The organism is Curtobacterium sp. SORGH_AS_0776 (assembly GCF_031453355.1).
Taxonomy (GTDB): domain Bacteria; phylum Actinomycetota; class Actinomycetes; order Actinomycetales; family Microbacteriaceae; genus Curtobacterium.
This window is the reverse complement of record NZ_JAVIYU010000001.1, coordinates 1,636,019-1,647,988: the sequence shown is the minus strand read 5'-3', so window position 1 is coordinate 1,647,988 and position 11,970 is coordinate 1,636,019. Positions and strand designations below refer to the sequence as shown.

The following is an 11,970-nucleotide window of genomic DNA, read 5'->3' as shown; positions in this document are numbered from 1 at the left end:
CCCCCCGTCGTTCCCCCGTGGACGTCGGAGACGATAGCACCGCGGTCTCCGACACGCTCGGACTCAGCGCCCGCCCACCGGCTCCCGCTTGACGAACGCCATGAGCACCAGCCCCGCCACGAGCACGACGACGACCCCGAGGATCCCGTACCGCGTCGACCCGCCGACCGTCACCGCCACCCCGAAGAGCGCCGGCGCGAGGAACGACGCCGCGCGTCCGGTCGTGGCGTAGAGGCCGAAGAGCTCGCCCTCGCGGCCGGGAGTCGCCAACCGTGCCAGGTACGCCCGCGAGGACGACTGGACCGGCCCGACGAACAGCGCCAGTGTCAGGCCGAGGACCCAGAAGCCCGCGGTGACGTTCCCCACCGCGAACACGCCGATCCCGCACACCGCGAGCCCGACGAGCGACACCGTGATGATCGCGCGTGACCCGAACCGGTCGTCGAGCCTGCCGGACAGGAACGTGGCGATGCCCGCGACGACGTTGGCCGCGATGGCGAAGAGGATCACCTGCGACGGGCTGAAGCCGAACACCTGCGCGGCGACGATCCCGCCGAAGGTGAACACGGCGCCGACGCCGTCGCGGAACACCGCGCTCGCCAGCAGGAACGCCAGGACGTTCCGGCGCTCGCGCCAGAGCCGAGCGATGTCCCGCCCGAGGTCCCGGTACGCCCCGAGCAGGCTGCCGGCGCGCGAACGGTCCGGCGCGGCCTCGGGGACGGTGACGAACAGCGGGATCGAGCTCACGGCGAGCCACACGGCGGCGATGCCGATCGCGACGCGGACGTCCCACTGCCCGGAGGCCACGGTCGCGGGGAGCTGCAGGAGCCCCGCGACGTCGCCCCCGCCGAAGTCCTGGATGCAGAGCACGAGCAGGACGACGAGCAGCACGATGCCGCCGAAGTACCCGGCCGCCCAGCCGATCGCCGAGACGCGTCCGGTCTGCTCCCCCGACGCGACCTGTCCGAGCATCGCGTTGTAGCCGACGCTCGCGATCTCGTAGGCGACGGTCCCGATGCCGAGCAGGGCCGCACCGAGCAGCAGGTACGGCTGGCTCGGCGCGACGAACACCATGCCGCCGATCGAGAGCGCGATGCCGATCGTGGCGATGAGCACCGACCGGCGCCGGTGCCCGGACGTGTCCGCCAGGCGTCCGACCGCCGGGGCGACGAGCGCGACGACGATGCCGGCGATCGTCAGTGCCGTCGACACGACGGCCGCGTTGTGCGCGAGCTCCCGCTCGACGAGCGCCTTCCCGGCGGCGGACGTGTCGGCGACGAGCGCCGGGTCGACGAACGCGCGGCTCGCCAGGTAGGTGCTGAAGACGAAGGTCGTGACGACCGCGTTGAACGCCGCGGATCCCCAGTCCCACAGTGCCCAGGACACGAGGGCGCGGCGGTCGGTGCGCTGCGGCACGGCAGCCGCGGGTGAAGCCGTCATGCGCGAACCGTAGCGCGTCCGGGTGTCGCGGCGGTGGCCCCAGTGGGGGCGTCCCGACGCGGGTCGCGTGCCCTGGTGGCGACTCCAGGACGGACGGGAGGGACGGTGCGGGCCCGCCCCGTCCCTCCCGTCCGTCGTCCGGTCACGTCGCGGACGGCACGCCGCCCGGGTAGACGACCGACTTGAGCGACTCGGGGTCGGTGTCGCTCTCGAGGGCCTCGCGGACGTCGTCGAGGGCGAAGCGACCCGTGACCAGCGAGTCCAGGTCCACCTGCCCCGACGCGACGAGCTCGATCGCGACCGGCCACGTGCCGGTGTACCGGAAGATCCCGGTGACCGTGACCTCGAGGTTCTGGATGTGCTCGACCGGCAGCGTCATCTCGGAGTTGCCGAGCCCGACGAGGACGGCGGCCCCGGCCGGTCCCACGGCCTTGATGCCGTCGGAGACGGCCCGCGGCGCACCACTGGCGTCGATGAAGGCGTCGAACGGCGGCAGGTCGGACGCCACGGAGACCACGGTGGGGTCGACGGTCTCGGTCGCGCCGAAGGAGAGCGCGCGCTCGCGGCGCTCCGGGACGAGGTCGCTGATGACGATCCGCGAGGCACCGAACGCCCTCGCGGCCTGCGCGCAGATGATGCCGATCGGACCGGCCCCGGCGATGAGCACGCTCGACCCGGGGACGATCCCGGCCTTGCGGACCGCGGCGATGCCGACGGAGAGGGGCTCGAGCAGGGCTCCGGCCTCGAACGACACCGAGTCGGGCAGCGTGTGCGCGAACTCGGACTCGATCGTGACGAACTCGGCGAACGCCCCGTCCACCGGGGGCGTCGCGTAGAAGCGCATGTGTGGGCAGAGGTTGTACCGCCCGGCGAGGCACTGGGCGCAGCGGTGGCACGGTCGCTGCGGCTCGATCGCCACGCGTTCCCCGACGCGGGACGGGTCGACGCCCTCGCCGACCGCGGTGATCGTGCCGGAGAGCTCGTGGCCGAGCACGAGGGGCTCCTCGACGACGAAGTCCCCGATCCGGCCGTGCCGGTAGTAGTGCACGTCGGAGCCGCACACGCCGACCGCGGCGACCCGGACGAGGACGTCGCCGGGGTCGACCGCGGGGACGGGGCGGTCCTCGACGGTGAGGTCCTGGGTGCCGAGCAGCACGCTGACGCGCTGGGTGGAGGTCATGCGGTTCTCGCTTCCTCGGCCGCGTCGTCGCGGCCGGACGGGTGGGTGGTCGTGGGGGTGGGTTTGGCGGTGGCCGGCACCGCGTCGGTGATCCGGTCCGGGTCGCGCAGCAGGGCGCCGAACGCGATCTCGGCGGCCCCGTGCACGAGCACGTCGGACCCGAGCGCTGCAGGCACGATGCGGAGCCGGTCGGCGGTGCCGGTCATCGACTGCGCTCGGACGTCGTCGAGGATCCGGTCGCCGACGTGGTCGAGCAGCACGCCGAGGAAGCCGCCGAGCACGACGACCGACGGGTTCACGGTGTGGATCGCGTTGCGGAGGGCCGTGGCGAGGGCTGTCACCTGGCGGTCCACGACCCGTTCGACCTCGGGTCGGTCCTCGGCGAGCGCCGCGGCGAGGGCGACCAGGTCGTCCGGAGCGGTCCCGGCCGCGGTCGCCAGGGCGTCACGGGAGGCCTCGGTCTCGAGGCAGCCGACGGCACCGCAGTGGCACCGGATGCCGTTCGCCGCGACGAAGGTGTGTCCGAGCTCGCCCGCGTACCCGTCGGCACCGCTCAGCGGACGGCCGGCCGTGATGACCCCGCCGCCGATGCCGCTCGCGCCGCCGTTGAGGTACACGAGGTCGTCGACGCCCCGGCCGCTGCCGGCGAGCCGTTCCGCCCAGGCGCCGACGTTGGCGTCGTTCGCGGCCCGCACCGGCAGCCCGGTCCGTTCGGCGAGGGGCCCGGCGAAGGGTGCGTCGTGCCAGCCGAGGTGCGGTGCGTACTGGACGGTCCCGTCCTCCACCCGGACCGTTCCGGGCACGGCGACCCCGATCCCGACGAGCCGGAGCGTCGCGGTGCCGGCCGACCCCGGACGGATCCGGTCGAGCAGCCCGGCGACGGTCTCGACGGCCTCTGCGGGCGTGGGCGGACGGTGCTGCGGTTCGACGAGGCGGCTCCGCACCGTGCCGTCGAGCCCGACGAGGGCGACCGAGACGGCGTCGACCTCGACCGTGACCGCTGCCGCCACGACGTCCGGCGCGGCCCGGACGACCGGACTCGGCCGCCCGACGCCGGTCCCCGGTGCACCGGCTGCGGGGAGGTCCTCGTGGAGGAGGCCGCGGTCGACGAGTTCGCCGACGAGCGCGAGGGTCGTCGAGCGGTTCAGGCCGGTGCGCCGGGTGATCTCGGCGCGGGTGATCGGCCCCTCCTCGTGGACGAGCCGAAGGACGCGCGCCGCGTTGCCCGGCGCCGGCGCGGGCGTCGCGGCGGTCGTGCTCGTCATCGGTCCCTCGTCTGGTCGGTGGCGGGTGGGTTGGCGCCGGCCCGAGTCTCGGGCCGGCGGACAGTTTCGCGGACTCCGCGCCGCGAAACCTTCCGCGTGGCCGAGTCTCGGCGCCGCGGGCCGCGCTACCGCGAGCGCGAGAACGCCGCGTCGAACGCGGCCTCGGGCGGCGCGATCGTGCCCAGTTTCCGGACGAACGCCAGTGCCTCCGGCCCGCCGACGAGCCGGTCCATGCCGGCGTCCTCCCACTCGACGCTCGTCGGCCCGGCGTACCCGATGTGGTTCAGCACGCGGAACACCCGCTCCCACGGCACGTCCCCGTGCCCGGCGGTGACGAAGTCCCACCCGCGCCGGGGGTCGCCCCACGGCAGGTGCGACGACAGTCGTCCGTTGCGCCCGTCGAGCTGCTTCACCGACTCCTTGCAGTGCACGTGGTACACCCGGTCGGCGAAGTCGAGCAGGAACGCGGCGGGGTCGAGGTCCTGCCAGACGAAGTGCGACGGGTCGAAGTTGAACCCGAACGCGGGGCGGTCGGCGAACACCTCGAGCGTCCGCTTCGCCGTCCAGTAGTCGTAGGCGATCTCGGAGGGGTGCACCTCGAGCGCGAAGCGGACGCCGACCTCCTCGAACACGTCGAGGATCGGCGACCACCGGTCGTGGAAGTCCTGGTACCCGGCGTCGATCATCGACGCGGGCACGGGTGGGAAGCCGGCGACGGTCTTCCAGATCGAGGACCCGGAGAACCCGGTGACGGTGTCGACCCCGAGCGCCGCGGCGGCACGCGCGGTCCACTGCAGTTCCTCGGCGGCACGCTGCCGGACGCCCTCGGGGTCGCCGTCGCCCCACACGTGCGGCGCGAGGATGTCCTCGTGCCGCTGGTCGATCGGGTCGTCGCACACGGCCTGGCCGGTGAGGTGGTTGGCGATCGTCCAGACCTGCAGCCCGTTGCGCTCCAGGATCGCCTTGCGGTCCGCGACGTACGCGGGGTCCGTCGCGGCGCGGCGGACGTCGAGGTGGTCGCCCCAGCAGGCGATCTCGAGGCCGTCGTACCCCCACTCGCCGGCGAGACGTGCCACCTCTTCGAAGGGCAGGTCGGCCCACTGGCCGGTGAAGAGGGTGACCGGCCTGGAGGCGCGGGTCGTCCCCGCCTCGTCGGTTCCGTCCGTCGTCGTCATCGTCGTCGTCCTTCCTCGCTGCGTGTGCTGGTCACCATGATCCCGGGGTCGCGCCGGCGGGGACCGTCTCCGGCCGGTCGACGCGGGACGCCACCGTCACGACGGTGTGCTCCCGCGAGGCGGTCTGGACGGCCTCCATGACCTCGAGGACGTGGAACGCGAGGTCCCCCGACGCCCGGTGCGGCCGGCCGGTCGCGATCGCGTGCGCCATGTCCGCAAGTCCGTACCCGCGGCCGGCGTCGGCGTACCCGGCCGACACGGGCAGCTCGCGCCACTCGCGGTCGTCGGCCGTCGCGATCGACACCGGGTCCGAGAAGCGGTTCGGGTCCGGGACGGCGAGACTGCCCGCGGTGCCGTGCACCTCGAACAGCGGCGCCCGGGTCGCCCACACCTCGAACGACACGGTGACCGTGGAGACGACTCCGCTGGCGTGTTCGAGCACGGCGACGACGTGGGTGTCGACGTCGACGGGGATCGGTGCGCCGGCGAACGGCCCGGTCGCGATGGTCCGCTCACGGGTCGACCGGGTGGCGCTGCCGCTGACCCGGGCGACGGGGCCGAAGAACTGCACGAGGCTCGTCAGGTAGTACGGCCCCATGTCGAGCAGCGGGCCGCCGCCGGGCTGGTAGTAGAACGCCGGCGCCGGGTGCCAGAGTTCGTGCCCCGGCGCGCTCCACGACACCGCGGCACCGACCGGGTCGCCGATCAGCCCGTCGTCGAGTGCTGCGCGCGCGGTCTGGATCCCCGTCCCGAGCACGGTGTCCGGCGCGCTGCCGACCCGCAGGCCCGAGCGTGCGGCCAGTTCGAGCACCGGTGCGGCCTCGGCCGTCGCGAGTGCGAGCGGCTTCTCGCCGTAGACGTGCTTGCCGGCGTCGAGGGCCCGGGTGGCGACCTCGGCGTGCGCGGCCGGGATCGTCAGGTTGAGCACGACGTCGACGTCGTCCGCGGCGAGGAGCTCGTCGACGCTCGTGCCCCGGACGCCCCGGGCGTCGCCGACCGACCGGGCGCGGTCGACGTCGAGGTCCGCCACGGCCGTGAGCGCCAGGCCGGGCAGCGCCGGGAAGTGCTCGAAGTACTGCTGGCTGATGTTGCCGACACCCACGACACCGACCCGCAGTGCCGGACCGTTCACCGGGCTGCCCACAGGAGTCCCCTCTCGATGATCGTGCGGAGCGGCTGCGACTCGACGACCTCGAGCCGGTGCCCGGGTGCCGAGACGAACACGCGTCCCTCGCCCCACTGCCGGGTCCAGATCGCCTGCGCCGTGACCGGACGGTTCCAGGCGTCGAAGTCCCGCGCCTCCTGCGTGGTCGTCGCCAGCACGTCGTTGTACTCGTCGGAGAGCACCCAGTACTGCTCGGTCACGAGGTCGAAGTCCTCGATGCCCTGCGTGATCGGGTGCTCGTGCCCGAGGTCGGTGATGTGCACCGTGTACGGGATGTAGTTGTCGGACTGCTCGCCGGTGCGCTCCGACGGGTGCTTGCCCGCGTGGTGCGCGAACTGGCCGCCGATCATGTGGAGGTAGTCGGCGGTGTTGCGGAACGCGTCCGCGATCCCGCCGTGCCAGCCCGCGAGGCCGGCGCCGCCGAGGACGGCCCGCTGCAGCCCGGCGAACTCGTCGTCGGCGATGGTGGACATCGTGACGACCTGCACGATCAGGTCGACGTCCGCCATGACCGACTCGTCGGCGTACACCGCGGTCGAGTCCGACACCCGGACCTCGAACCCGTTGTCCCGCAGGAACGGGACGAACGCGTCGGTGGTCTCGACCGGCATGTGCCCGTCCCACCCGCCGCGGACGACGAGGGCGTGCTTCGTCGGAGCCACTCAGATCACCGTCCAGGCGCTGCCGTCGGCGGCGCTCCGCTCGACCGCGTCGAGGACCCGCTGCACGTGCAGCCCGTCCTCGAACGACGGCGACGGGTCGGTGCCCGCGACGATCGCCTCGACGAAGTCCTTCACCTCGTGGCTGAAGGTGTGCTCGTACCCGATGAGGTGCCCGGTCGGCCACCAGGCGGCCATGTACGGGTGCTCGGGCTCGGTGACGAGGATCCGCTGGAAGCCCTGCTCGCCCGCGGGTGCGGTGGCGTCGTAGAAGCGCAGCTCGTTCATCGACTCGAGGTCGAACTGGATCGCACCCGCCGACCCACTGATCTCGAGCGTGAGGCCGTTCTTCCGGCCGGTCGCGTAGCGCGTCGCCTCGAACGAGCCGATCGCCCCGTCGGCAGCGCCACCGGCGAGCCGTCCGAGGAAGAAAGCAGCGTCGTCGACGGTGACCTGCCCGCGTTCGGTCGAGGCGGTGCCGGACAGCCCGACGCCCTCGGCCATCAGCGGACGTTCGGTCACGAAGGTCTCGAGGGTGCCGGACACGGTCGACAGCTGTGCGCCCGTGACGTGCTCGACGAGGTCGATCGCGTGCGCGCCGATGTCGCCGAGCGAGCCGGAGCCGGCGAGCGCCTTGTCGAGCCGCCACGTCATCGGGCCGTCCTCGTCGGCGAGCCAGTCCTGCAGGTAGAGCGCGCGGACCTGTCGGACGGTGCCGAGCCTCCCGTCCTCCACCAGCCGCTTCGCGAACGCGATGGCGGGCACCCGGCGGTAGCTGAAGCCGACCATCGCGCGGACGCCGTCCGCCCGTGCGGCGGCGGCCGCCGCGGTCATCGCCTCGGCCTCGGCGACGGTGTTGGCCAGGGGCTTCTCGCACAGGACGTGCTTGCCGGCCTCGAGCGCCGCGATCGCGACCTCGACGTGGGACGAACCGGGCGAGCAGATGTCGACGACGTCGATGTCCGGGTCGGTGACCACGGCACGCCAGTCGGTGGACGCGGCCTGCCAGCCGTACTGCTGCCGCGCCGCCTCGGTCCGTTCCGGGTCACGGCCGACGATGACGGCCATCTCCGGTTCGACCCCGAGGTCGAAGAACCTCGGTGCGGTGCGCCACCCCTGTGAGTGCGCGGCTCCCATGAAGCCGTGGCCCACCATGGCCACTCGAAGTCGGTCCTGTGCCATCCGCTCGCTCCCTTGCGATCACGTCCTTGCCAGAGTCAACACTACCGCTTATGTTGGGCGCGGCAACATTTTGTTTCGACGACGAACGGTGACCACCATGGCAACGACGCCCACCCGTGCAGACAAGTTCTCCTTCGGTCTCTGGACCATCGGCTACAACGGATCCGACCCCTTCGGCGGCCCGACCCGCCCCGCCCTCGACGTGGTCGAGGCCGTCGAGAAGCTCGACGAGCTCGGCGCCTACGGCCTGACCTTCCACGACGACGACCTCTTCGCGTTCGGCTCGACCGACGCCGAGCGCCAGACGCAGATCGATCGCCTGAAGGGCGCCCTCGACGCCACCGGCATCGTCGTGCCGATGGTCACGACGAACCTCTTCTCCGCCCCGGTGTTCAAGGACGGCGGCTTCACCTCGAACGACCGCCAGGTGCGCCGGTTCGCGCTCCGCAAGGTCCTGCGCAACATCGACCTCGCCGCCGAGCTCGGCGCGTCGACGTTCGTGATGTGGGGCGGCCGCGAGGGTGCCGAGTACGACAGCGCGAAGGACGTGCAGGCCGCGCTCGAGCGCTACCGCGAGGCCGTGAACCTCCTCGCCCAGTACGTCACCGACAAGGGCTACGGCATCCGGTTCGCCATCGAGCCGAAGCCGAACGAGCCCCGCGGCGACATCCTGCTGCCGACCCTCGGCCACGCCATCGCGTTCACCGAGACGCTCGAGCGTCCGGAACTCTTCGGCATCAACCCCGAGGTCGGCCACGAGCAGATGGCCGGGCTGAACTTCACGGCCGGCATCGCCCAGGCGCTCTACCAGGGCAAGCTCTTCCACATCGACCTCAACGGTCAGCGCGGCATCAAGTACGACCAGGACCTCGTCTTCGGGCACGGCGACCTGCAGAACGCGTTCTCGCTCGTCGACCTGCTCGAGCACGGTGCACCCCAGGGCGGCCCGGCGTACGACGGCCCCCGCCACTTCGACTACAAGCCGAGCCGCACCGAGGACATCACGGGCGTCTGGGACTCCGCGGCCGCGAACATGCGCATGTACCTCCTGCTCAAGGAACGTGCGCAGGCGTTCCGCGCCGACCCCGAGGTGCAGGCAGCGCTCGAGGCGTCCAAGGTCGGCGAGCTCAGCACCCCCACCCTGAACGACGGCGAGTCGTACGACGCGTTCCTCGCGGACCGCTCCGCGTACGAGGACTTCGACGCCGACGCGTACTTCGGCGGCAAGGGCTTCGGCTTCGTGAAGCTGCAGCAGCTCGCCATCGAGCACCTCATGGGCGCTCGTGGCTGACCTGGTCGCAGGGGTCGACTCGTCGACCCAGTCCTGCAAGGTCACGATCCGTGACGCCGTGACCGGCGCCGTCGTCCGGGAGGGACGCGCGTCCCACCCGGACGGCACGTCCGTCGATCCCCGCCATTGGTGGGACGCGCTCGGCACCGCCGTCGCGGACGCCGGCGGGCTCACCGACGTCGGCGCCGTCGCGATCGCCGGGCAGCAGCACGGCATGGTGGCACTGGACGCGGACGGCCGCGTGGTCCGCGACGCACTGCTCTGGAACGACGTCCGCAGTGCCGACGCGGCCGCGCAGATGGTCGCGGAGCTGGGCCAGGAGGCATGGGTCGCCCGCACGGGTCTGGTGCCGGTGGCGTCGTTCACCGGTACCAAGCTGCGGTGGCTCCGCGACGCGGAGCCCGAGAACGCCGGCCGGGTCGCGGCCGTCGCCCTCCCTCACGACTGGTTGTCGTGGCGGCTGCGCGGGTACGGTCCGGCCGACGAGAGTCCGCTCGGTCCCGACCTCGACGCCCTCGCCACCGACGGCTCCGACGCCAGCGGCACGGCCTACTGGGACCCGGTGCGGCGCGAGTACGACGCGGAGCTGTTCGAGTCGGCGCTCGGACGACCGATGCGCGTCGCCGGAGCCACGGGCTCCCCGGACTCCGTCGTCGTGCCGCGGGTCGTCCTGCCCGACGAGGCGATGGGCACGCTCACCGCGGACGTCCAGCTGCCGAACGACGCCGTGGCACCTTCGGGGCTCCTCGTCGGCGCCGGACTCGGCGACAACGCCGGGGCAGCGCTCGGCCTCGGACTCGGCCCGGGTGACGTCGCGGTGTCCCTCGGCACGAGCGGCACGGTCTTCGGGGTCACCGACGCCGAGGTGCGCGACCCGAGCGGGACCGTGGCGGGCTTCGCCGACGGGAGCGGGTCGCGCCTCCCGATCGTCACGACGCTCAACGCGGCGCGCGTGCTCGAGGTGATCGGCGGCCTGCTCGGCGTGGACCACGATGCGCTCGGCGAGCTGGCGCTGCAGGCGCCGGCGGGTGCCGACGGGCTCGTGCTCGTGCCGTACTTCGTCGGCGAGCGCACGCCGAACCGACCGGACGCGACGGCGTCGCTGCTCGGCATGACGCCGGGGACGACGGACCGGGCGCACCTCGCCCGGGCCGCGGTCGAGGGGATGCTGTGCGCGCTCGCGGACGGCCTCGCGGCGGTCGAGGGCACCGGTGTCACCGTCGAGCGGCTGCTGCTCATCGGCGGTGCGGCGCGCAACGAGGCCGTGCGGGTCGTCGCTGCGCAGGTGTTCGGTCGTGACGTCCTCGTGCCGGAGCCGGGCGAGTACGTGGCTGCCGGCGCGGCGAAGCAGGCGGCGTGGGTGCTCACCGGGAGCCTGCCGGCGTGGGAGACGGCGACCACGGTCGTGGCCGGCGACCCGCACCCCGAGGTGCTCGAGCAGTACCGGGCCGCCGCGCGCTGAGCGGCTGCTCGTCCGTTCGTCCGTTCGCGGACACTCCCGCCCCCGACGCCGTCCACCACGGCGTCGGGGGCATCATCGTCCCCGGAGGAGACCACATGCCGTACACCGACCTGCCCCTCGACGCCCTGCGCGCCTACCGACCCGACGTCCGCCGGCCGGACGACTTCGACGCCTTCTGGGCCGAGACCGTCGCCGACGCCCGGGCCGCCGGGTCGGGCACCGACCCCGTCCTCGCCGCCGCCGACACCCCGGTGACCGGACTCGTCATCGAGGACCTCACCTTCCCGGGCTTCGCCGGCGACCCCGTCCGGGCCTGGGTCTCGCGGCCGGTCGACGCCGCCGGGCCGCTGCCGGTCGTCGTCGAGTTCCTCGGTTACAACGGTGGTCGCGGGCTGCCGGGCGAACGCGTCTCGTGGGCCCTCGCCGGGTACGTGCACGTCGTGATGGACACCCGCGGCCAGGGCAGCGGGTGGGGCTCCGGCGGCGACACCCCGGACCCGCACGGCTCCGGCCCGCACATCGGCGGCTGGATGACGAGCGGCATCGGGTCCCCCGCCGACCACTACTACCGGCGCGTGTACACCGACGCCGTCCGACTCGTCGACACCGTCCGCTCGCTGCCGGGCGTCGACCCGGACCGCATCGCGCTGACCGGTGGGAGCCAGGGCGGCGGGATCACCATCGCCGCGGCCGCGCTCGTCGAGGCCCACGTCGGCCCGATCACGGCGCTGCTGCCCGACGTCGCGTTCCTCAGCGACTGGGAGAACGGCACCGCCGTCGCCGTGGGTGGTCCGTACCTCGAGCTCGCGCGGTACCTGTCCGTGCACCGCGACGCGATCGACACCGTGTGGGACACGGCCGCGTACTTCGACGGGGTGCACTTCGCGGCGGGGATCACCGCGCCGGCGCTGTTCTCCGTCGCGCTCATGGACGACGTGGTCCCGCCGCGGACGACCTTCGCGGCGTACAACGCGCTCGGCTCGGTGGACAAGGCGATCGAGGTGTACCCGTACAACGGGCACGAGGGTGGTGGGTTCGCGCACTGGGAGCGGCAGGTGGCGTTCCTGCGCGAGCGGGGCTGAGCCGGGGGCGATCGCAGTGTGCGGGCGGCAGATTTTCTGAGATAATGGCTCATCACAGAAAATCCGAGG

Annotated in this window: 10 protein-coding genes; 3 read left to right on the top strand and 7 right to left on the bottom strand. The window is 73.0% G+C overall.

What is annotated here, in order from left to right:
- Positions 1–63: 63 nt before the first annotated feature.
- From QE359_RS08345 to QE359_RS08315, 7 genes are all read right to left on the bottom strand, one after another.
- On the bottom strand, positions 64–1,440 hold the full coding sequence (locus QE359_RS08345; protein WP_309778815.1) for an MFS transporter: 1,377 nt from the start codon (positions 1,438–1,440) through the stop codon (positions 64–66).
- A 142-nt stretch (positions 1,441–1,582) separates the two neighbouring features.
- The gene (locus QE359_RS08340; RefSeq protein ID WP_309778814.1) at positions 1,583–2,620 is read right to left on the bottom strand and encodes an NAD(P)-dependent alcohol dehydrogenase; all 1,038 of its coding nucleotides are present in this window, start codon (positions 2,618–2,620) and stop codon (positions 1,583–1,585) included.
- Positions 2,617–3,885 (bottom strand): ROK family transcriptional regulator, encoded by a 1,269-nt coding sequence (locus tag QE359_RS08335; RefSeq protein ID WP_309778813.1) that lies wholly within the window; start codon positions 3,883–3,885, stop codon positions 2,617–2,619. The genes QE359_RS08340 and QE359_RS08335 overlap by 4 nt, the downstream gene beginning before the upstream one ends.
- Positions 3,886–4,010: 125 nt before the next feature.
- Positions 4,011–5,060 carry a sugar phosphate isomerase/epimerase family protein gene (locus QE359_RS08330; protein ID WP_309778812.1) on the bottom strand — a complete coding sequence of 350 codons (1,050 nt, stop codon included), beginning with the start codon at positions 5,058–5,060 and terminating at the stop codon, positions 4,011–4,013.
- A gap of 31 nt (positions 5,061–5,091) precedes the next feature.
- A complete protein-coding gene (locus tag QE359_RS08325) occupies positions 5,092–6,204 on the bottom strand; it encodes a Gfo/Idh/MocA family oxidoreductase (RefSeq protein ID WP_309778811.1) in 1,113 nt (370 codons plus the stop codon).
- Positions 6,189–6,836, bottom strand: coding sequence for a ThuA domain-containing protein (locus QE359_RS08320; RefSeq protein ID WP_396127755.1), 648 nt, complete (start codon positions 6,834–6,836; stop codon positions 6,189–6,191). The genes QE359_RS08325 and QE359_RS08320 overlap by 16 nt, the downstream gene beginning before the upstream one ends.
- Before the next feature lie 51 nt (positions 6,837–6,887).
- Positions 6,888–8,066 carry a Gfo/Idh/MocA family oxidoreductase gene (locus QE359_RS08315; protein ID WP_309778809.1) on the bottom strand — a complete coding sequence of 393 codons (1,179 nt, stop codon included), beginning with the start codon at positions 8,064–8,066 and terminating at the stop codon, positions 6,888–6,890.
- Between the two features lie 97 nt (positions 8,067–8,163).
- Between QE359_RS08315 and xylA the strand changes: the two genes are divergently transcribed.
- From xylA to QE359_RS08300, 3 genes are all read left to right on the top strand, one after another.
- Positions 8,164–9,357 carry a xylose isomerase gene (gene xylA / locus QE359_RS08310; RefSeq protein WP_092384350.1) on the top strand — a complete coding sequence of 398 codons (1,194 nt, stop codon included), beginning with the start codon at positions 8,164–8,166 and terminating at the stop codon, positions 9,355–9,357.
- Complete coding sequence (locus QE359_RS08305) at positions 9,350–10,819, top strand: FGGY family carbohydrate kinase (protein ID WP_309778808.1); 1,470 nt, start codon at positions 9,350–9,352, stop codon at positions 10,817–10,819. The genes xylA and QE359_RS08305 overlap by 8 nt, the downstream gene beginning before the upstream one ends.
- 95 nt (positions 10,820–10,914) lie before the next feature.
- On the top strand, positions 10,915–11,901 hold the full coding sequence (locus tag QE359_RS08300) for an acetylxylan esterase (protein ID WP_309778807.1): 987 nt from the start codon (positions 10,915–10,917) through the stop codon (positions 11,899–11,901).
- Positions 11,902–11,970: the final 69 nt, after the last annotated feature.

Excerpts from the sequence above, each read along its gene's own strand:
- QE359_RS08345 (WP_309778815.1), bottom strand. The coding sequence starts at position 1,440 with ATGACGGCTTCACCCGCGGCTGCCGTGCCGCAGCGCACCGACCGCCGC.
- QE359_RS08340 (WP_309778814.1), bottom strand. The coding sequence starts at position 2,620 with ATGACCTCCACCCAGCGCGTCAGCGTGCTGCTCGGCACCCAGGACCTC.
- QE359_RS08335 (WP_309778813.1), bottom strand. The coding sequence starts at position 3,885 with ATGACGAGCACGACCGCCGCGACGCCCGCGCCGGCGCCGGGCAACGCG.
- QE359_RS08330 (WP_309778812.1), bottom strand. The coding sequence starts at position 5,060 with ATGACGACGACGGACGGAACCGACGAGGCGGGGACGACCCGCGCCTCC.
- QE359_RS08320 (WP_396127755.1), bottom strand. The coding sequence starts at position 6,836 with ATGCCGGTCGAGACCACCGACGCGTTCGTCCCGTTCCTGCGGGACAAC.
- QE359_RS08315 (WP_309778809.1), bottom strand. The coding sequence starts at position 8,066 with ATGGCACAGGACCGACTTCGAGTGGCCATGGTGGGCCACGGCTTCATG.
- xylA (WP_092384350.1), top strand. The coding sequence starts at position 8,164 with ATGGCAACGACGCCCACCCGTGCAGACAAGTTCTCCTTCGGTCTCTGG.
- QE359_RS08300 (WP_309778807.1), top strand. The coding sequence starts at position 10,915 with ATGCCGTACACCGACCTGCCCCTCGACGCCCTGCGCGCCTACCGACCC.